Consider the following 21,306-nt stretch of genomic DNA (forward strand, 5'->3'; position numbering starts at 1 on the left):
AGAGCGCTCCTCGTCCCAAGGGATGAGGGCGCTCTTTGTATTTTTACAGCCAAAGGAGACGGTGACCATGTTGGAAATGAAGTGGATTCGGGAACATGCAGAAGAGGTGCAAGCTGCGGCAGTTGGCAAGAGAATGAATATCAGTATTCGCGAATTGTTGGAACGGGACGAAGAGCGCAGAGCTCTTTTACTGGAAACGGAAGAAGGGCGTAGAGTACGTAATTCGTTATCTGCGGATATCGGCAGACTGATGCAAGCTGGTGAGCGTGAGCAAGCCGAGGGTTTAAGAGGACAGGTGAAACAGCTGAATGATCAGTTGGCGCATGTTGAAGCCAAGCTTGCCGTTGTGCAGGAGGAAGTGACAAGGCTGCAATGGTTGGTACCCAATGTTGTATCGCCGGATACGCCATTGGGCGTATCGGATGAGGACAATGTGGAGGTGAGACGTGTGGGTGAGCTGCCGGTATTCGATTATGAGGCCAAGGATCACGTGGAACTCGGTGAACGGCATGATCTAATCGACATCCCACGTGGGGTGAAAATCGGCGGAACACGAAGCTATGTGCTCAAAGGAGCAGGGCTGCTCCTGCACCGGGCTGTACAGCAACTTGCGCTTGATCTGCTGCTGAAGCATGGATTTACGCCAATGGAAGTTCCTCTGATGGTGAGGGAGAATACCCTTTTGAACACGGGGTTCTTCCCCACAGGGAGGGATCAGGTCTATGAATTACAAGGCGAGAACAAGTGGCTGGTGGGAACATCGGAAGTGCCGCTGGTTTCGTATTATGCGGATGAGATTGTGGATGTGCAGGAGCCAATCAAGCTGGCTGCCACATCGACATGTTTCCGCAGTGAGGTTGGCTCAGGCGGGCGGGACGTACGCGGATTGTACCGGGTGCATCAATTTGCCAAAGTGGAACAAGTCATTCTCTGTGCACCGGATGCGAAAGAATCGGAGCGAATGCTGCAGGAAATTACAGGACACGCCGAAGAATTACTGCAATTGCTGGAACTGCCTTATCGAGTAGTTGCTGTGTGTACAGGGGATATGTCGCAGAAAACGTACAAACAGTACGATATTGAGACCTGGATGCCAAGCCGCAATGCGTACGGGGAGACACATTCGTCGTCGAATCTGCATGATTTCCAGGCTCGGCGTTCGAATATTCGTTGTCGTGATGCCCAAGGCAAGCTTGCATACTGCCATACGTTGAACAATACGGCTGTGGCTTCGCCACGTATACTGATCCCATTGCTGGAGAATCATCAGCAGGCGGATGGAAGCATTCGTATTCCAGCCGCACTTCAGCCTTATATGGGCGGTGCCGAATATTTGATTTTGCCGCACGAAGATGAAGAGATTTAAAAGGATTACACGCTGTGTTGAGAAGTAAAAAGGGAACCCTTGTGGGGGTTCCTTTTTGTTTTGCCTGTGATGTTGGGACCAGTGAAGAGTGTTCAGCGCTTTTGTGTTACGAAGGCCACAGTATAGAGATGTGGGAAATGGCCAAACCAGACGGGTATGTCACACAGCTGTAACGTACAGATTGTATAGTAGAATCCAGTTTGGAAAGGAGGTGCAGATATGAACCTGCTGCTGGCGGATGATGAACCGCTGATGCTGCAAATATTGAAGGCCTATTTTGTTAAAGAGGGCTTTCAGGTGTTTTTAGCCGAGGATGGGGAAGCGGCCCTGAATCTCTTTTATAATAATCAAATTGATTTGGCGGTTTTGGATTGGATGATGCCAGGTCGCAGCGGTGTCGAGGTGTGCCGGGAAATCAAGCGTACGAGTCGGGCGAAGGTACTGCTGCTGACAGCCAAAGGGGAATCGGATGATGAGTTTGTTGCCTTGAAGGCCGGGGCGGATGATTATCTGCGCAAGCCGTTTGATTCGCGTATCCTTCTGTTGCGTGTAAAGAAGCTGCTGCAACTATCCTCCAAGATCATGGTGGGAGAACTGACCATCGATCTGGAAGGCCAGAAGATCTACCGTGGTGGAGTGGATGTAGGGGCTACCCATAAGGAATTTGAATTAATGAGGGTTCTGGGAATGAACAAGGGGCAGATCGTAACCCGTAAAATTTTGCTGGATCAGGTGTGGGGTTTCGATTATTTCGGTGAGGAACGCACCGTAGACACTCATATCCGCAGACTGCGTGAGAAAATTGGAGAAGATTCGATCAAAACGTACCGGGGAATGGGCTACTGCCTAGAGGATCAAAATGAGTAAACTGACCCGAAAACTGCTCGTGCGCATTATTGGTGCATTGTGTGTTGTCTTTTTCCTATCCTTTATCGTCAATACGTTTTTCCTGCCCAGCTATTTTTTGTATCAAAAAAAGCAGAAATTGGCCGAGTTAACGACTGAAATCTCTGCTTCAGAACATGGCGTTCAGCTGCCACGGATTGAGGGCCTTGAAAGGCAATACGAGGTCGCTATCGCTTATGCTTCGTTGAAGGATAGCGTGAATGATATTAACGATCAATTGTTATTTCAATATAACCGCAAGGGGATTGCCCTCAGTAAATTTTGGCTGACAGAGGAGAGTATTTCTGCGCTGCGTGAGGGTGCCCGGGTTAATAAATTCTATGATCAGACCAAGTTGAAATCAAGCTTTCTCGTGAACTTTGTGAAGGTGGGGGATTCTGTGTTTGCTGTCGGCGAATCCATCTCCCATTCAGCGGAGACGATTCGAATTATTAATCAGTTCAACGCGTACATATGGCTCGGCATGCTGCTGTTGCTTATCCTGCTTTCCGTGTTGTATACTGCCCGGATTGTTAAACCGCTCGCAAAACTAAGCGAAACGGCTGAGGCCATTTCCAATTTATCGTTTACGAAGGTGGATATAAAGACAGGTGATGAGATTGAGTCTTTAGGACGCAGCATCAATGTGATGAGCGACAAATTGCAGCAGGCGCAGCATTCTTTGGAAATGAAAAACGCCAATCTGCGAACGTTCATCTCGGATATCTCGCATGAATTGAAAACACCGCTCTCCCTGATTCGAGTCTATGCCTCTGGTATTCAGGATGGCCTGGATGACGGAACCTATGCTGGGGTAATCGAGCAACAGAGCGAAGAGCTGGCTGGTTTAATTGACCGTCTCTTGGAGCTATCCCGATTACAGGCTGAAGTATATGATGTTGAACCCGTTGATCTTCGCCAACTGCTCACGGAGACCCTTCATACCTATGAAACCGTATTTCAGCAGCATGGCTTGCATGTGGAAGTGGAGGATGGATGGACTGCCGAGACCTGGGTGCTGGCTGATCGACGAAAGCTGGAGTCTGTTCTGCACAATTGGATGACCAACGCGGTGAAATATACAAGCGGTGACCGAATAACCATTACACTTGAACTGAAAGAGGAAGCGGCATATTTCGGTATCGCCAATGAAACGGATAAGGAAGAGCATGAACAGTGGGATCAGGTTTGGGAGCCCTTCTATGTAATGGATAGTTCGCGCAGCAAAAAGTTTAGCGGGACGGGACTGGGCTTGTCTATTGCCCAGACGATTCTGGAGAATCACCATGCCGACTATGGCCTTAGCGTAGCCGATGGAAAAGTTATGTTTTATTTTTCTTTACCTTTAATACAACGTTAATGAAGGAGCCGCCATGCAAATGGTGGTTTTTTTGTGTGTGAGAAGCAACCTGAATTAGAGCTTGTTAACGTTGGGAAAAGCCAATTGTTCCCCTGTCATACTGATGTAACACAATTGCCTTAGGATAAGGCCTATCACCAAATCTGAACTTTTATGGAGGGATATCCGATGTTCAATAAAACCTTTTTAATAACGGGAGGCACTGGCTCATGGGGAGAAGAGTTGGTCAAACAATTGCTCGTTCAGGAGCCAAAAGAGATACGTATTTTCTCACGAAATGATTCGCTTCAGGCTCAAATGAGACAAGCCATCCCTGACCCGAGAGTGAAGTTTGTACTGGGGGATATCAGAGACCGCTGGGAGCTGGCAGGTGCCTGCAAGGATGTAGATGATGTCTTTCATCTTGCGGCGCTTAAACATGTTCCGGTCTGCGAGGACCAACCGGATTGTGCAGTCAAGACCAATATTATCGGAACGCTGAACGTCATTGATGCTGCAATCGAGAATGGCGTGCGGAAGGTGGTATATGTCTCTACGGACAAGGCAGCGAATCCTTCCAGCATGTACGGGATGACCAAAGCCATCGGGGAAAAATTGATTTTATTAGCTGACATTCGTTCCGCTACAAGCTTTGTTTGTGTACGAAGCGGGAATGTTCTTGGTTCCACGGGCAGCGTAGTACCGTTATTCAAACGCCAGCTTGAGTTGAAGCAGCCACTTAGCGTTACCGATTCCAGAATGACACGTTTTTTTCTTCCCCTTGGAGACGCCGTGGAAATTATCCTGTCGGCCATGGAGCAATGCAAGGGCGGCGAGATTATTGTACCCCGAATGCCATCCTGCAAAATAACGGATATCGCACAGGTTTTGGCAGAGGATGCTGGGCAAAAGGATGTTCCGATACAGTTCATCGGTGCCCGTCCGGGTGAACGGCTTTATGAAACGCTGATTTCAGATTGGGAAAACGTTAAGGAAGCGGAGGAGGAGAAGTCCTACTTTGTTGTTACGACCTCCCCTTCAGCCAAATTAGCGGATAAAGAGGGTTGTGGGACATCTATTCTTCCTGGCAGAGGATATCATTCGGAGGATGTCATCATGACCAAGGCGGAAGTACGCGATATGCTGTGGAGAGGGGGATTTCTGTGTTCAAACGGAGGATCATATTTACAGGAGGCGGCTCCGCCGGTCATGTGACAGCCAATCTCATTCTGATCTCCAGATTGCTTCAGGAGAAATGGGAAATCCATTATATCGGTTCCAAGCATGGCATCGAGCGTCAATTAATCGGCAAAATCCCGGCAGTTCACTATCATGCGGTTGCAACAGGCAAGTTGAGAAGGTATTGGTCGTGGGCGAATATTTCCGATGTGTTCAAAATTATGCTAGGAGTGCTGCAGGCTTATCTGCTCATTTTAAGAATTAAACCTCATGTATGCTTTTCGTTAGGGGGATTCGTAGCTGTTCCTGCTGTAGTGGGTGCTAGGTGGAACCGGGTTCCGGTGCTGATTCTGGAGCCGGATCTACATCCGGGTCTGGCCAACAGGCTGTCACGGCGATACGCCCAAATGATGTGTACTACGTTTATGGATACCGCGACGTTCGCCTCCACGAAAGGTTCAGGAAAGACGATGTACGTGGGACCTGTAATCAGGGAGGAGTTGAAGCTTGGCAGCCGAGCACGGGGGATTCATTTTTGCCGATTTGTCTCCGACAGACCTATTCTGTTGATTATGGGTGGCAGTCAGGGCTCGGAAAAGCTTAATCATATGGTACTTGAAACACTGCCGGAACTGCTCAAGCGTTATCAAATCATTCATATATGTGGTACAGGTAAATTGAACTCATCCTTCCCAAGTTTTGCAGGCTACAAGGCATTTGAATATGTGCATGAAGAACTTGCGGATTTAATGGTTATGGCGGATATGGTCGTGTCACGTGCTGGCTCCAATGCGATCCATGAGTGGTTGTTGCTGCGGAAGCCGATGCTCCTGATTCCCCATGCCAACGGCGGATCTCTTGTTGGACAGACGCTGAACGCGAAGTATTTTCAGGAGCGAGGTTATGCAAGAGTTCTCCAGGAAGAGCAGCTGAGTCCTCAGACATTCCTGCGAGATATTGACCTTGTATATATGGAGAGGGATCATATGGTAGGCCATATGAAGGCGAGTGGAACGGACAACGCCGTTGACAAGGTTCTGCAGCTTATTCGTACAACGGTTTCTTCGGTAGAAAGAGCTGAACATGAGTAAAAGATTTCCCGAGCTGCTGCTGGTCATGTTCTTTTTTCTCATCGTATCTATCCTGATTATCTCAAAACATTTATTGAATTAAACTATATAAGTAGAACTAAAGATTTTACACTGAACACTCCGATGACAGAATAACCTTCCAATCGCTGTTATCCCCAGATTTTTAAAATTTCCTTTTCTCAAGGGGAAAATCCGGTGATAAAGGCGAACGCTTCGCTTTTCCAGGTTTTTTCTGTCCTCTCCGTTTCTGTGTAAATGAATAGTTTAATTTATATAGGATTGCAGCCTGTTACAATTCCGTTCTTATTCTGAATAAAGAGGCATTTTTCAGTCACTTCCTAGTGACTTGAAGAATGCCTCTACTTATTTGGGATATTCACTTTTATGTAATGAGTTTCCGATATAATATAATAGAAGTAAAATATTGGATTACAGGAGATGAGGATTGCAATGAATGGAATGAAATTAGCAATACGAGGCGCCTTGGCCTTTATTTTAGTATTGGCAGCATTGGCTCCTTCGCTTGCCCTAGCAGCCACGGGTGACGTGACATCTATCGAGATTACCAACAGTAGTCCGCAACAGATGAGTGTGTCCCAGACAGCTACGCTTCAGGTGATGGCGGTTATTGAAGGATTTGATAACAAGCAGGATGTTACGGGTGGCGTCACATGGTCCACGAGTAACGAAGCTGTTGCCACCATTATTAAAGGCAAATTGAAGGCTGTGGCAGCGGGAGAAGCGACAATATACGCACAGGTAGATGGCGCCAAAGCGCAATTGGTGGTTAAGGTTCAGGATAAAATTAAAAGCATCAAAGCTTCGCCAAGTTCCTATAATTTTGTCAAAGGTAGTGAAAGTACGCTGCCCAAAGTAAGCATTGTGCGTGCAAACGGCAAGGAAGAAGACGTGACATCCGAGATTGTATGGACGGTATCGAGTGCTTCCGCGGTGCTGGAGAGTGGCAAAATCAAAGGAATTACGCCTGGCAGAGTGATGTTACAAGGCAAATATGGCTCAGAGACGGTTAAAGTTCCCGTAGCGATTACGGACCAGATTACCAAAGTCGAAGTGACTCCTGCTGTCATGCAGCTGAATATTAAGAAATCGAAAGCGTTGAAGGTCATCGGTACATATGCCAATGGGAAAACGATTAATCTTTCGAAACAGGTAACGTGGACCTCTTCCAACAATAATGTAGCCATCGTCAAGAATGGTACAGTCAAAACACTGACGGAAGGACAAGCCACCTTGACAGGAACTTATCAAAATCAGACAATAAAGGCAGAGGTTACCGTTGTTCCTTTGCTCAAGAAGCTGATCACAGGCCAGAAAACACTCGTCTTATCGCCACAGGCAAGTACAACACTGAGTGTGATGGCGCAGTATGATACAGGCAAAACCACGGTTGTAACGAGCAGTGCGGTATGGAGCAGCACCAAACCAAGTGTAGCCACAGTAACGGGCGGCAAGATTGTGGCCGTGGGTAAAGGCAAAACATCCATCACTGCCAAGTGGGGCAATAAAAAAGTTACTATACCGGTAACGGTAAAATAAAATTTTCAACGAATGAAGTATATCCATTAAGGTCATTTCATCATCGTGAACAGAAACAGATGGGGCGTAGACATACGCCCCTTTTAAGTATAAAAAAATTGGATGTGATGAAACTGAATTCTTCAATTATAAGCTCAGATAACAATTTCTATGGTTTGACTTACGTAAAGTATCTTCTTCTCATCCTACTTTCGATACTGACACTCGGGATGATTGCCACAGTTGAGGACGCGAAGAAACGATCCCATATGAAGTACCTGGAAGAATACCGATTGAAATTCAGTCCTGCAAAGGAGGGAGCATCTGCATGACAGTTCATCTGCAACCGGAAAATTGGCCTAAATGGGCGACAGAATCGGTAGAGATTGTTGAAGCTAACCCTATGTGGGGCCTACAGGCTCAGGAAGAGATTCGCCAGCTCAGAGAACTATTACAGCAGCTCAATATTCATCGATTTGAACATATCGGAAGCACGTCCATTCCCGGATTGCCCGCAAAGCCCATTATTGATTTGATGGGAGAGGTGCAGTCGTGGGAGGACATGGACTTGATTGCCGATCAGCTGAATCCGGTCGACTGGAACTACGTTCCACCTGAACTGGATGGTCGGGAATATAGACGTTTCTGGGTCAGAGTGAAAGATGGCAAGAGGGCTGTACATCTTCATCTGATGCGCCCAGGCGAAGAACGTTGGGATCGCCAAATCCAGTTTCGGGATGTGCTAAGACAGCGGCCGGATCTGGTAGAGGTTTATGCGGCTTTGAAAGCTAAACTTGCTAATAAGAATAAGGATGACAGAGAAGCATATACCGCTGCCAAAACGGATTTTATTTTACAAGTGCTTGATGAAGGCATTTGATCCATGATGAAGGCGTTTTTCAAAGAGAGGCTGATTTATTTCTTCGCAGTGATCATAACCATGGCGGCAGGACTGGCGTCCAGACACTTTGGTGAACTTTTACCGGATTTTGTACGTGAGCATTTTGGTGATGCCTTGTGGGCAGCGATGATTTATTTTGGGGTACGGATGGTTTGGATTAATCGCAGCAAAGAGTTGGCGCTGATGGTGAGCCTGCTTTTTAGCTGGGCCGTCGAATGTTCGCAAATGATTCAGACTTCTTGGCTGAACGAAGTGCGTTCAACGGTGCTGGGTGCGCTTATTTTGGGACGTGGATTTCTGGTAATGGATCTGTTGAGGTATGGTGTCGGCATTCTGTGTGTGTATGGGATTGATCGTTATTTCCTAAGAAATAAGAAGGCTAGATGATGGGGAGGGACTTAAGTGAAGGTAGAGAAGCTTTTTACGGAATCACCTGAGTTTGAGACAGATCGCTTGGTACTGAGACGTCTTACGCTTAACGACCTCGATGATTATTTTATGTTTGCCTCCGATCCCAACGTGAGTCAGCAAAGTCTGTGGAACTGTCATGAAACGTTGGACGACTCCGTTCAATATATTCAAAGGGTGTTGGACAATTATGAGAAAAAGACGGTCTATATATGGGCCTTTATTCTGAAGGAAACGGGGAGGCTGATCGGGCGAGGTGGCATTTTTCATCTCAATGAATCCATGCAAAGTGCTGAGCTGGGGTACGCGATTGCCAGCAGTTGCTGGGGCAAAGGCCTTGCGGCAGAAGCGATGCAGCCGATTGTTGCGTACTGTTTTCAGGAATTGGACTGCAATCGGCTGGAGGGGAAATGCAATGCAGGCAACATCGGCTCTGCACGAGTGATGGAGAAGCTGGGCATGTCATATGAAGGTTTGCTGCGTAAACAATTGAAGATTAAAGGTGTGTTTACAGATCAAAAATTGTACTCCCGTATCCGGGATGATCTATAATACTTCCAATGACATGCAGGATACATAGAAGAAATTGAAGGAGGCGGAACAATGATCTACAGTATTATTTCCCAAGCGGTATGGGAGCAGGTGTCCAAACAGAGCGTGTATGCACCGGATAGCCTGGAGACGGACGGTTTCATTCATTGTTCCACTAAAGAACAGATTCCATGGGTAGCGGCTCAATATTATCAAGGGCGTACGGATTTGTTATTGCTTGGCATTGATGAGAGGGCCTTGAAACCGGAACTGGTGTATGAGGACCTGTATGAGTTGAATGAACTATTTCCGCATATCTATGGTGAACTTAATTTGGATGCTGTACGGAAAGTCATTTCCTTTGAACCGAATGAGGACGGGACGTTTTCTTTTCCTGAATAAATACATTTTGTGAAGGGTTGTGGACGTGTGGATATGAATCAGGTATTTCTGGATACAGCCGAGAAGCAATTTTTGTATTACAAGCAGCTTGGGGAAAAGGCCATGGAGCAACTGGAATCCGAGCAGCTGTTTCAATCCTGGAATGAAGATGCCAACAGCATTGCGGTTATTGTGAAGCATCTATGGGGCAATATGCTGTCCCGTTGGACGGATGTGCTGACGACCGATGGAGAAAAGCCATGGCGTGAACGTGATGCGGAATTTGTGAATGATATTTCTACCCGGGAAGAGCTGCTCGCCAAATGGGAGGAAGGCTGGAACTGTCTGCTTGGAGCCATTCGTTCTTTTACACCGGAGCAACTGTCTCATATTATATATATTCGCAATGAAGGACATACCGTCATGGAAGCAATTATCCGGCAATTGGCGCATTACCCCTATCATGTGGGGCAGATTATCTATGCGGCCAAAATGCTCAAAGAAACCTCATGGAACAGTCTTTCCATTCCGAGAAATGGTTCGGATCAATATAATGGTGGCAAATTTGCCAAGCCGAAGGCACGAAAACATTTTACAGATGATGAATTACACATAGAAAAAGGTAAAGGTGAGGAACAGCAATGACACAGATCGCATTGATTCGCCATGGAAGCACGGCGTGGAATAAGGAAAAACGTTCACAGGGACAAACGGATAATCCGCTGGATCAGGAAGGAAGAGAACAGGCACTATTGCTTGCTGCAAGACTGAGTGAGGAAACGTGGGATGCCATCTATGCAAGCGACCTGGAGCGTGCAAGTGAGACGGCTCGCATCATTGGAGATCGTTTGGGAATACAGGAGATTCATTTGGACCCGAGGTTGCGTGAAATGGGCGGTGGGCAGGTGGAAGGTACGACCGAGGCTGAACGTGTAGCCAAATGGGGAGCAGATTGGAACACTCTGGATTTAGGCCGAGAGCTTGCGGATGCAGGTACAATTCGAGGCATTGCCGCGTTAGAAGATATTGTACGGCAGCATCCCAATGGAAAAGTGATTGTTGTCAGCCATGGCGCTATTCTCCGGAATACATTGCGAGGTCTGGTGCCTGAAATTGATGTGAGCGCAAAGCTGTCCAACACGTCGATCACCCGGATTTCTTGGGAAGCGGAGTCCTGGCAATGCGAGCTATACAATTGCAGCGCACATCTTGATTCCTACAAGGAGTTGTGATAGATAGAAGACGCAGAGCCCTTTCCCGCTGTTCATTCACTTATTTTGCAGGCTTTGGAGAAAAAAATGATCAAGGGATTATAAACTTGTGGACAAGGAGGGTGATAGCATGACTAAACTGCCATATTCATGGACTGAGGATGCGCTGTCTCCTCTGGGCGAAACAGGGGTTATGATCCGTTGTGGGGACACCATATCTGAAGCGGTGCACCAGAGGGTGATGTCGGTATGTGCTTTGCTGGAAAAGAGCCGGCTGCCGGGCATCTTGGAGTGGCTACCTTCATTTGCATCGGTCACACTGTTCTATGATCCATTGCTCTCCCCATACCACGAGGTATGCGGGATGCTGCTTCATGAGTTGAATAAGATGCAAGAGGTGACGCTAATTCAACCCAGAACGATCATTATTCCTGTATGTTATGGTGGTGAATTGGGTCCTGACCTGGAATACGTCGCTACTGAACATGGGCTTACGCCAGATGAGGTCATAGCTATTCACACATCCGGAGATTACCTGGTTCACATGATCGGATTTGCGCCGGGTTTTCCGTATCTGGGCGGATTAGCGGAGAAGATCGCTACGCCCAGACGCTCTACACCTCGGCTTCGGGTTGAAGCGGGAACGGTAGGCATTGGTGGAAAACAAACGGGAGTTTACCCGGTAACGACCCCAGGGGGATGGCAGTGCATCGGGCGTACGCCACTAGCGTTGTTTCGTCCGATGGAAAATCCGCCAAGTCTGCTGGCAGCTGGTGATCGGGTTCGTTTTGCATCGATATCTCATCAGGAGTATCTGGAATTAAAGGAGGGCGAACGATGAGTATTGAAGTCATTCGCCCAGGTTTGTTATCCACCGTTCAGGACGAAGGAAGAACAGGATTTCGCCGGTATGGGATTCATCCGGGCGGAGTTATGGATACCTTTGCAGCCAGAGCAGCCAATGCACTGGTTGGGAATTCCCGTGATGCGGCTGTGCTGGAGATGACGATGACGGGACCGGAGCTTCGTTTCCATAAGACTCGGCTGATCTCTCTATGTGGTGCGGATCTGACGGCAACTGTGGATGGCCTGCCTGTTCCGCTATGGCGTCCGGTCGTGCTGCTTGCTGGAAGTGTGCTGAGATTTGGGCGATGTCGTTCTGGCTTGAGGTCTTATATGGCGATTGCCGGTGGAATCGCAGTACCTGAGATGATGGGTAGTCGCAGTACGGATCTTAAGACAGGTTTTGGTGGGGTTGAAGGACGTGCCCTGAAGGTGGGTGACAGGTTGTTTGCGGGGGAAGCTTCTTATGAAGCGCAATCGGCGTTGCATGGATTGAGTGTAGAAGCCGAGAAGAGCAACCGGCGGATGCATGCACCTGCCTGGTACTTGTCCAGCAGGGAATGGCCCGCCTACCATGCTGAACCTGTTATTCGTGTCATGCCGGGCAAAGATATTGCAGCGTTTGATGAAGATAGCCTGGAACGATTCCATAAAGAACGATATGTGATCTCTCCCCAATCGGATCGAATGGGGTATCGCTTGGAAGGTGCGAAGCTGGAACTCGGTCAATCAATGGATCGGCTGTCTGAAGCCGTCACCTATGGCACAGTTCAGGTGCCATCAGACGGTCAGCCCATCATATTGATGGCGGATCATCAGACCATTGGGGGTTATCCAGTGATTGCACAGGTGGCCCGGGTAGATTTGCCGATACTTGCACAGGCTAGGCCGGGTGCACGGGTTGCTTTTGAACGGATTACATATGAAGAAGCACAGCAGCTATTCCTGGAGCAGGAGTTGGAGTGGCGGCTAACCGATCAGCTGATTCGCAGGAGATTGGCAGAAATGGGGGACCATTAATGAACACGGTGGATATCAACTGTGACCTTGGTGAAAGTTACGGGGTGTACCGGATGGAGTCGGAGGAGTCGATTCTGCCGCTAATCACTTCAGCCAACATCGCTTGTGGGTTTCATGCGGGTGATCCGGCAACGATGCGACAAACGGTGCAGCAAGCATTGGAGCATCAGGTCGCTATAGGCGCCCATCCCGGTCTGCCGGATTTACAGGGTTTTGGCAGAAGACGTATGGACATTACACCCCGGGAAGCCTATGACATGGTAGTGTATCAAATGGGTGCGCTGAATGCTTTTGTCCGTTCATACGGAGGGCGCATGCATCATGTGAAACCTCATGGAGCCTTGTATAACATGGCTGCTGAAGATGATCGTCTCGCTGAGGGAATCGCTGAGGCGATCTATAAAGTACAACCGGAATTGTATCTCTATGGCCTGGCCGACAGTGCAATGATACAGGCAGCGGATCGCATTGGACTGCGCAGCGTCAGTGAAGTTTTTGCAGATCGAACCTACGGCCCGTATGGGAAGCTAACCCCACGCAGTCAGCCAGGAGCTGTCATTCAGCAGACGGAACAAGCTCTTGCTCAAGTGCTGCGTATGGTGAAAGAGGGCATTGTTGTGTCGACGGGAGGTACACCTGTATCCATAAAGGCAGAAACCATTTGCATCCACGGTGACGGAGCGCATGCCCTTGCATTTGCTCAAGAGATACGTACGTTGCTTGAATCTGAGGGAGTTAGGCTGTCTGCACCTGGAGATGCTAGATGATTGCTATAGTATCCGAGGGCCAGAGGTTGAAATATACGAGTTTGTAAGGAGTGAAAGTAGAGCATGAAACCGATACGTAATTCGGCGAAGGCTGTTATTGTACAGGATGGACGTTTGCTGGTGATCCGGTTGGAGGATCAATATGGGGACGCTTATGTTTTCCCCGGCGGAGGACAGGAGAAAGGCGAAGAACTCAAGGATGCCGTTGCGCGTGAATGTCTGGAGGAGATTGGACAGGCGGTGACGGTGGGAGAACTGCTGCATATCCGGGAGTATATCGGAAAAAACCATGAATTTGCAGAGTGGGATGCTGATGTCCACCAGGTTGAATTCTATTTTGAATGCAAGTTAGTTGACCCAAAAGCTACGATCTTTGAAGGCTCCAGTCCAGACGACCATCAGGTCGCTGTAGAATGGATTCCTATCGAAGAGCTGTCCAAGGTTCGCTTATATCCGAAAACCATTGGTGAGTTGCTGCAGAATAAGAATTCATCACGCATTTATCTTGGAGATTTGAATTAAAACGGTCACGTTTACGAACAGGTTCATGGATTCACCATAGATGAGGTGGGTACACTATAAGTACAGGCTTATATATAAAATCTTAATATAAGCGGAACCAAGAGTTACACGGCAACGAAGTGGACAGAAGTCTAATTAAGCGAAGCATTTCTATCTAAACTTTGGCTTAGCATCTTAATTGGAAGAACTGTAGAAGTAGTGGAGGGGACGGAATCGATTCTGGAGAAGCGGTAGCGTTCGCCTTTATCCCCGAGATTTTATCCTATGAAATAGGATTTCAAAAAAAATCTGGGGATAACAGCGATCGAAAGAACGATCCGTACCCGTAACGGCTACCCACGCAGGTCGTCTGTCAGTGGAGTGCTTCAGTGTAATGATAGTTAGTTCAGCTTATATACCCCCAAATCGAAAGGAGCATTTCCCATGAACCAGACTGAACTGGAACAAAACATTGTAAAAGCATTGGAAAACAACCCTTTTTGCAGTTTCTCCACGGTGGAGAACGGTAAACCGAAATCCCGCTATATGGCGCTTTTCAACGATGGAATGAACATTCATCTGGCGACAAACCGCCGTACACACAAGGTAGAGGAGCTGGAGAATAATCCGAACGTCAGCCTTTTGTTAGGTTATGAAGCGGGCGGCTCCAAGGAAGTGGTCGAGATTGAAGGAACATGCGAAGTGACGAAAAATGAAGGTTTGCGCGAACAGGTATGGAATGATGAACTAAAAGCTTGGTTTGACGGCCCGAACGATCCCAATTATGTCATTCTGGACATCACCCCAAATCGGATTGAATACACCGGCAAAGATCATGAGCATCAGGTGTGGGAGCAGTAATTTCGCATATTGAAAATCACCTTTTCTGAGTGGAGGCCGTGCCAACAATTCGGAAAAGATATAGCCAACCGTGAACGCCAGAAGGCTTCACGGTTTTTTGATATGAAAAGATTCAGCTAATATGGATATAGATGTAAGACACATGTAATATACGTTTTTAACAACGCGAGTAAACTATTTTCATCCAAAAACATGCAAAAGATGTCGAAATCACGCATGTTATTGTAAACTGGGGCAGGTATGTGCGGATAACGTAAAAAATAATGCTTTTCAATGGCTAAACATTGCGTTATGATTTGGAATGTAAACGATACGCACAGATATGAATAGATGTTCATGTGAGATAAACTAACCTGAGATTCTGAACCATACGATCGGAAAATCAGTACGCACAACCCATGAGATCTTTCGCATTTCTGCGCTTATTCGTTTGCCCACTAATGCATGATTCAATGTACATAACCGGGAGGGGTTATTTTGAGAAAGAGTAAAAAAGTATTATCGAGCCTGACTGCCGCTTTGGTTGCATTAAACGTGCTTGCGGTATTTCCGGTACCTGTATCGGCTGCGGACGCAACCAAGGTTAAATTGCGGATCATGGAAACAACGGACATTCACGACAACCTGATTAACTATGATTACTATTCCGACAAAGAGACAGACCAGTATGGTCTGGCGAAGACAGCTACACTGATCAAAAAAGCCCGTGACGAAGCGAAGAACAGCCTGCTGTTCGACAACGGTGACCTGATCCAGGGTAACCCGCTCGGGGATTATGTAGCGAAGATTGATCCACTCAAAAAGGGTGAGACTCACCCTGTATATAAAGCGATGAACCTGCTCGATTATGATGCAGGAAACATCGGTAACCATGAGTTTAACTATGGTTTGGATTTCCTTGACATGACGCTGGAAGGTGCAAACTTCCCTTACATCAATGCCAACGTATATGTAGATGACGGTGACGACGATGAGACAAATGACAAGAACTATTTTACCCCGTATAAAATTCTAGACAAAAAAGTTACCGATGAGAGTGGCAAAGAGCACACCATCAAGGTGGGTGTCATCGGATTTGTACCACCACAAGTGATGCAGTGGGACAGCGCTAATCTGGAAGGCAAAGTCATTGCCAAAGACATTATCGCTACTGCGAAAAAATTCATTCCTAAAATGAAGGCTGAAGGTGCCGACATTATTGTGGCTATTCCTCACTCCGGTTTTGAAGATATTCCGCAAACGGATCTGATGGAAAACTCGGTATTGTATCTGAGCCAGGTTGAAGGCATTAATGCCATCCTGTTTGGACATGCCCATAAAGTATTCCCGAGCGCTGATTTTGCCGGTAAAAAAGGTGTAGACCTTGAAAAAGGTACAATCAATGGCGTTCCTGCTGTAGAGCCTGGTTTCTGGGGTGACCACCTTGGTATTATCGATTTGGATCTGGAACTGGTAGACGGTAAGTGGAAAGTGGCAGACTCCAAAGTGGAAGCACGCCCTATCTATGACACAGCCAACAAAAAAGCTCTGGTAGATGCTGATCAAGAGATCGTTGATGCTGTTCATGACGAACATGAAGGTACGCTTGAGTATGTGCGTGGCCCAGTCGGCGAAACGACAGCTCCAATCAACAGCTTCTTTGCACTGGTTCAGGATGATCCATCCATTCAGATCGTAACGAATGCACAGAAATGGTATGTTGAAAAACATATGCAAGGAACAGAATACGAAGATATTCCAGTCTTGTCTGCAGGAGCTCCGTTCAAAGCAGGCGGACGTTCAGGTGCTTCGTATTACACGAATATTCCTAAAGGCACCATTGCGATCAAAAACGTAGCTGACTTGTACGTGTATCCAAATACGGTACATGCCGTGTTGGTTAATGGCGCTGAGCTGAAAGAATGGTTGGAATGGTCTGCTGGCCAATTTAACCAGATCGACCCGGCAAAAGGCGGACAACAGCAGTTGGTTAATATGGACTTCCCAACGTATAACTTTGACGTTATCGATGGTGTTACGTACCAGATTGATGTAACTCAACCAGCGAAATACGATAGCAAAGCAACGATTGTGAATGCTTCGGCTAACCGGATTAAAGACCTGAGCTTCAATGGCAAACCAATTGATCCGGCACAAAAATTCATCGTGGCAACGAATAACTATCGTGCTTCTTCGTCCAAACTGGCTAACCCGGACGGTAAACGCATCGTCTTGGCTGCACCGGATGAGAATCGTCAAGTAATCATTGATTATATCCGTGAGAACAAAACGATTAACCCGGCAGCAGATGGCAACTGGTCGCTTGCGCCAATTAAGCCTTCTGCAGGTGTAACGGCAGCTGCACTTAACGATCTTGAAGTGGTGTTCGCGTCTTCCCCAGATGCCAAAGCATTGGTTGAAGCGAACCCGGCGATGTCCTTCATTGGGACAAACGATGATGGTTTTGCTGAGTATGGCTTGAAATTGACAGGAGAAGCAACAACGACTCCTGAAACAGGTACGGAGCCTGCTCCAACGCCTACGAAGCCAGACCCAACTCCAACTAAACCTACAACCAAGCCACAACCTGAGAAACCAACAGGCAGCAAAGTGGTATATGTAGTGAAAAAAGGAGATAACCTCTACCGCATCGGTTTGAAATACGGGGTGGACTGGCGTAAGTTGGTTTCCGCAAACAAAATTACAAATGTGCACAATCTTAAAGTTGGACAGAAAATCGTAATTCCCGCTTCTTAAGATGAATTAGCGGTAAATGAAGACCGACAGTCAGCAGACTGTCGGTCTTTTTCATGCTATGCTGATCCGTTAATGCATCAGTAACCGTCATAGTTGAAGTCATCAAAACAGTAGAGATAAATTTCAATACCCATGCTATAATATTTACAAACTTTGGGTATATACCAGTAAACATTAATGAGATAGAATCACAAACTGGCAAGGGGGTTCTACATGAATTGCAGTGGCTGCAGCCCAATTCATCCTATAGAGGATCAAGGTACCCTGTATTTGCGTCCCATCTCCCCCGCTTTGCTCGAAGCACTGCAAGTGCAGGGAAGATATGTCGAACATTCGGATGAACTCGTCTGGATGCATTTTTTGAATCTTGAATCTGCACAGCAATGTATTGAGGATATTCGGAAGATTGAAGCGACCCTGCCGGATAAGTTAACGGTTCAGGTCACTCAACTATATGGTCAGGCTGATGCGGATAGCTGGATCAGTCTCTCCATGCAGGAAGCTCGCCTCAAACATGCCGATCTGGTTTCCGTTATCCTGGAGCATCAATTTAGCAGTCATATGCAGCCGATCGTAGATGCATCGGAGCAGATCATCGGATTTGAGTTTTTACTTCGTCCTGCTGAACAGGGCAGATCGTTCAGTGCTTATGAATTATTTGAAGTTGCACGGGATACCGGATTGCATTCTTTTCTGGATCGGACAGCACGTATTGCTGCCATTGAGACGAGTGCCGTTCTTTTACCGCATGGTGTCAAACGTTTCGTGAATTTCCTTCCTTCTTCCATCTATAACCCCGAATTTTGCCTGACGCACACCTTTGAAGCGATTGAACGCCTTTCGCTAGACCCTAAGGATTTTGTGTTTGAAGTGGTGGAAACGGAACAGATTCAGCATATGTCCATTTTGCAGCGTATTTTTGAGGTGTATCGTTCTCATGGGATGTCGGTTGCCTTGGATGACGTGGGAGCCGGATTCTCGACGATCGAAGTAATGAATCGGCTGGAGCCGGATTTTGTCAAAATAGATCGGAGTCTCATTGATCATTGTGATCATGTTCTAAACAAACAACAGCAAATTATCGATATTGTTGAGATGTCGCGTCGATTTGGCGGGCGAGTACTTGCTGAAGGCATTGAACGAATTGAGGAATTTGAATTCTGTCGATCCGTGGGTATTGATTTGGCACAAGGATATTATTTTGGTAAGCCAACCGCATATCCTCCACAAGGTCCTTACGGAAAAACCTCTGCGTGAATGTAATAAAATATGGATGTACCCACAAGTCACTTCGCATGATCGGAGTGGCTTGTTTGACATGCCATGGAATTTTTTCAATCAAATAAATACGCTCATTCAGCCGATATATAGGATAGGCCTTTAGATTAGATCGGCGTCTATATGACACCTTATTTAATCAGGTAAAGAGGTCCTACATAAAAAAAGAAAAAGGGCAGATTTATATTTGGAGGGGGAGAAGCAAGATGGGTAACATTCGGGGGAACGAGCAAGAAAAGGCAGCAACCAAGCCGGTCAAAGCAAAAGACAATAAAACGAAAAAGAAAAACAAAAAGAAAAAAGGCTTCGTTTGGAGCATAAGAAACAAATTATTGGTATCCTTCCTGGCGATTCTGCTCTTGCCGAGTCTAACCATAGGGATCGTTACGCTGATTATCGCTGATGATACAGTGGAAGACCAGCTGATGGACAGTGCCAAACAAAGTGTAGACACAACGAATTCAATCATTGGCACACATGTGGATGCGAAGATTCATGATATCAATTATTTTGCCAGTCTGATTGTGACTGACATGATAAAAGGGCAAAATGAAAGCCCTGAGCTTGAGCTGAAATTGAAACAGTATCTTGGGTTGCATCCGGATGCTTTAAATATCTTTGTGGGAACCAAAGAGGGAGTCATGGTCCGAGGTAAGGAGTCTGCGGGCAGCTCACAAGGGTCCGCTTATGATCCCCGGGAACGAGAATGGTATAAGCTTGCGATGGAGAAGCCAGGTGCTCCAGTAGTTTCACCTGTATCCAAGAACACGGACGGCATTGCTGTTGTCTTTGTCTCCAAAACGCTTGATGATCAATCGGGTGTCGTTGGTTTGTCCATGGATCTAACAAAGCTGCGAGAACAGGCATCCATTAAGGTTGGCAAAGAAGGGTATGTCATTATCATGGATGCGGATAAAAATTACATTGTATCTCCAGTCGCGGATGCTGGTACAAAAGAACAAACAACAGCGCTGGATCCAATGTTTGAGAGCAAGGAAGGCGAATTCAGTTATATCTATAATGATGATCCAAAGACCATGATTTTCTCTACTAATGAAGAAACCGGGTGGAAGATTGGCGGCACAATGTTCAGAAGTGAAGTATTAAATGCAAGTAAAGACATTCGGATGGCTACCCTGTTGGTCATTCTGACGGCAACCTTCTTAACGCTGATATTTATTATCTGGTTTACACGTTCGATGCTACGTCCGATTAAACGTCTGCAGGAATCCGCTAGAGCAGTGAGCAAAGGCGACCTTACGGTAAAATTGGACACAGGGCGCAAAGATGAGGTAGGCGATCTGGCGAAATACTTTGAACGGATGGTCGACAATCTGCGCATGATGATTCTGGGTGTGCAGGAAACGGCAGAGCAGGTGTCTGCCTCCTCGCAGGAATTGTCCGCCAGTGCGGATCAAACAACCAAGGCCATTGAGCATTCAACGATGGCGATTCAGGAACTTGCCGAGGGTGCGGAGCAGCAAGTGAAGAGTGTAACCGATGGATCAGGACAAATGAGGCAAATCGCGGAAGATGTTCGCATGATGTCTGAGCGTGTGCAATCCATTACAACGAATATGCGACATACATCTGGAGCGGCCTATTCAGGCAACGAGGCAGCAGGTCAGGCAGTTGAGCAGATGAATAGCATTCAGGAAACGGTGGAACAGCTCGCGACGGTGGTTCAGTCACTGAATGCACGGTCCGTTGAGATCGGCAGCATGGTAGATGTGATTGCCACAATCTCGAAACAGACCAATCTGCTGGCACTGAACGCTTCCATTGAAGCGGCAAGAGCGGGTGATGCTGGCCGTGGCTTCGCAGTCGTAGCGGGTGAGGTGCGGAAGCTTGCAGAGGAATCGGGAAGCTCGGCTGCGCAGATCGGTGAACTCGTTCATAATATTCGTCAGGATATGGATGCTGCTCTGAACGCTATGAATGCAGCCCAGACTCGGGTTGGAGACGGAATTCAGGCCGTGAATACGTCTGGACAATCCTTTGCACAGATTCGGGAGGCTGTAGAGGATGCTGTTCATACGCTGGACAATTTGTCCGAAACAACGAAACAGTTGGAGAGTGGTGCTTCCCACGTTGCCAAAGCAATGAACGATATATCGACCGTGACCCAAGAATCTGCTGCGAATACGGAATCCGTCTCGGCATCTTCTCAGGAACAGCTGGCATCTGTGGAGGAGATCGCTTCGTCTTCAGCACATCTGAACAGTATGGCGGAGCAACTGCAAGGATTGTTGGGTATGTTCAAAATGGTGGAGGACACGCCGAAGGATAAGGACAATTCTAACCATTAGACGATATCTTTTACCGCAGTTTCTATAGAGATAGAAGGAAATAAAGATAGACATTTCTCCTGAAGCCCTGTATAACTATAGCGTCTGGTTTATCCGCAAGAATTGCGGTGTAATCATATCGCGCAGGCCATTCTCATATCATGCTCCAAAACATGATGAATAT

20 protein-coding genes are annotated in these 21,306 nt (G+C 47.1%); all 20 read left to right on the forward strand.

What is annotated here, in order from left to right:
* The first annotated feature begins 67 nt into the window (after window positions 1-67).
* The 20 genes from serS to BMY78_RS25500 all read left to right on the forward strand — a co-directional run bounded on the left by serS (window position 68) and on the right by BMY78_RS25500 (window position 21,143).
* A complete protein-coding gene (serS, locus tag BMY78_RS25400; protein ID WP_090904121.1) occupies window positions 68-1,366 on the forward strand; it encodes a serine--tRNA ligase in 1,299 nt (432 codons plus the stop codon).
* A 219-nt stretch (window positions 1,367-1,585) separates the two neighbouring features.
* Window positions 1,586-2,233 (forward strand): response regulator transcription factor, encoded by a 648-nt coding sequence (locus tag BMY78_RS25405; RefSeq protein WP_090904122.1) that lies wholly within the window; start codon window positions 1,586-1,588, stop codon window positions 2,231-2,233.
* Window positions 2,226-3,611, forward strand: a complete 1,386-nt coding sequence (locus BMY78_RS25410; protein ID WP_090904123.1) for a sensor histidine kinase — start codon at window positions 2,226-2,228, stop codon at window positions 3,609-3,611. The genes BMY78_RS25405 and BMY78_RS25410 overlap by 8 nt, the downstream gene beginning before the upstream one ends.
* A gap of 168 nt (window positions 3,612-3,779) precedes the next feature.
* Window positions 3,780-4,805: a polysaccharide biosynthesis protein gene (locus BMY78_RS25415; RefSeq protein WP_090904124.1), complete on the forward strand. Its 1,026-nt coding sequence runs from the start codon at window positions 3,780-3,782 to the stop codon at window positions 4,803-4,805.
* Window positions 4,754-5,860 carry an undecaprenyldiphospho-muramoylpentapeptide beta-N-acetylglucosaminyltransferase gene (locus tag BMY78_RS25420; protein WP_090904125.1) on the forward strand — a complete coding sequence of 369 codons (1,107 nt, stop codon included), beginning with the start codon at window positions 4,754-4,756 and terminating at the stop codon, window positions 5,858-5,860. The genes BMY78_RS25415 and BMY78_RS25420 overlap by 52 nt, the downstream gene beginning before the upstream one ends.
* A gap of 450 nt (window positions 5,861-6,310) precedes the next feature.
* On the forward strand, window positions 6,311-7,417 hold the full coding sequence (locus BMY78_RS25425) for an Ig-like domain-containing protein (RefSeq protein ID WP_090904126.1): 1,107 nt from the start codon (window positions 6,311-6,313) through the stop codon (window positions 7,415-7,417).
* Window positions 7,418-7,724: 307 nt separating this feature from the next.
* Window positions 7,725-8,276 carry a GrpB family protein gene (locus BMY78_RS25435; protein WP_090904128.1) on the forward strand — a complete coding sequence of 184 codons (552 nt, stop codon included), beginning with the start codon at window positions 7,725-7,727 and terminating at the stop codon, window positions 8,274-8,276.
* A 3-nt stretch (window positions 8,277-8,279) separates the two neighbouring features.
* Window positions 8,280-8,684: a ribosomal maturation YjgA family protein gene (locus BMY78_RS25440; protein WP_090904129.1), complete on the forward strand. Its 405-nt coding sequence runs from the start codon at window positions 8,280-8,282 to the stop codon at window positions 8,682-8,684.
* A gap of 15 nt (window positions 8,685-8,699) precedes the next feature.
* Window positions 8,700-9,257 (forward strand): GNAT family N-acetyltransferase, encoded by a 558-nt coding sequence (locus BMY78_RS25445; protein ID WP_090904130.1) that lies wholly within the window; start codon window positions 8,700-8,702, stop codon window positions 9,255-9,257.
* A gap of 51 nt (window positions 9,258-9,308) precedes the next feature.
* Window positions 9,309-9,638, forward strand: a complete 330-nt coding sequence (locus BMY78_RS25450; protein WP_090904131.1) for a DUF952 domain-containing protein — start codon at window positions 9,309-9,311, stop codon at window positions 9,636-9,638.
* Window positions 9,639-9,671: 33 nt separating this feature from the next.
* Window positions 9,672-10,262, forward strand: a complete 591-nt coding sequence (locus BMY78_RS25455; protein WP_306459226.1) for a DUF1572 family protein — start codon at window positions 9,672-9,674, stop codon at window positions 10,260-10,262.
* On the forward strand, window positions 10,259-10,849 hold the full coding sequence (locus BMY78_RS25460; RefSeq protein WP_090904133.1) for a histidine phosphatase family protein: 591 nt from the start codon (window positions 10,259-10,261) through the stop codon (window positions 10,847-10,849). Before BMY78_RS25455 ends, BMY78_RS25460 begins: the two co-directional genes overlap by 4 nt.
* A gap of 109 nt (window positions 10,850-10,958) precedes the next feature.
* Window positions 10,959-11,669, forward strand: a complete 711-nt coding sequence (gene pxpB / locus BMY78_RS25465; RefSeq protein WP_090904134.1) for a 5-oxoprolinase subunit PxpB — start codon at window positions 10,959-10,961, stop codon at window positions 11,667-11,669.
* Window positions 11,666-12,691 (forward strand): 5-oxoprolinase subunit C family protein, encoded by a 1,026-nt coding sequence (locus BMY78_RS25470; protein ID WP_090904135.1) that lies wholly within the window; start codon window positions 11,666-11,668, stop codon window positions 12,689-12,691. Before pxpB ends, BMY78_RS25470 begins: the two co-directional genes overlap by 4 nt.
* Entirely contained in the window at window positions 12,691-13,458 is a 768-nt protein-coding gene (locus BMY78_RS25475; RefSeq protein WP_090904136.1) for a LamB/YcsF family protein, read from the forward strand. The genes BMY78_RS25470 and BMY78_RS25475 overlap by 1 nt, the downstream gene beginning before the upstream one ends.
* A 63-nt stretch (window positions 13,459-13,521) precedes the next feature.
* Window positions 13,522-13,980: an NUDIX domain-containing protein gene (locus BMY78_RS25480; protein WP_090904137.1), complete on the forward strand. Its 459-nt coding sequence runs from the start codon at window positions 13,522-13,524 to the stop codon at window positions 13,978-13,980.
* A gap of 423 nt (window positions 13,981-14,403) precedes the next feature.
* Entirely contained in the window at window positions 14,404-14,820 is a 417-nt protein-coding gene (locus tag BMY78_RS25485; RefSeq protein ID WP_076290637.1) for a pyridoxamine 5'-phosphate oxidase family protein, read from the forward strand.
* 477 nt (window positions 14,821-15,297) lie between these two features.
* A complete protein-coding gene (locus BMY78_RS25490; protein WP_090904138.1) occupies window positions 15,298-17,556 on the forward strand; it encodes a bifunctional 2',3'-cyclic-nucleotide 2'-phosphodiesterase/3'-nucleotidase in 2,259 nt (752 codons plus the stop codon).
* A gap of 213 nt (window positions 17,557-17,769) precedes the next feature.
* Window positions 17,770-18,813 (forward strand): EAL domain-containing protein, encoded by a 1,044-nt coding sequence (locus BMY78_RS25495; RefSeq protein WP_090904139.1) that lies wholly within the window; start codon window positions 17,770-17,772, stop codon window positions 18,811-18,813.
* Window positions 18,814-19,040: 227 nt separating this feature from the next.
* A complete protein-coding gene (locus BMY78_RS25500; protein WP_090904140.1) occupies window positions 19,041-21,143 on the forward strand; it encodes a methyl-accepting chemotaxis protein in 2,103 nt (700 codons plus the stop codon).
* Window positions 21,144-21,306: the final 163 nt, after the last annotated feature.

This window comes from Paenibacillus sp. OK076 (assembly GCF_900110055.1).
Classification (GTDB): Bacteria; Bacillota; Bacilli; order Paenibacillales; family Paenibacillaceae; genus Paenibacillus.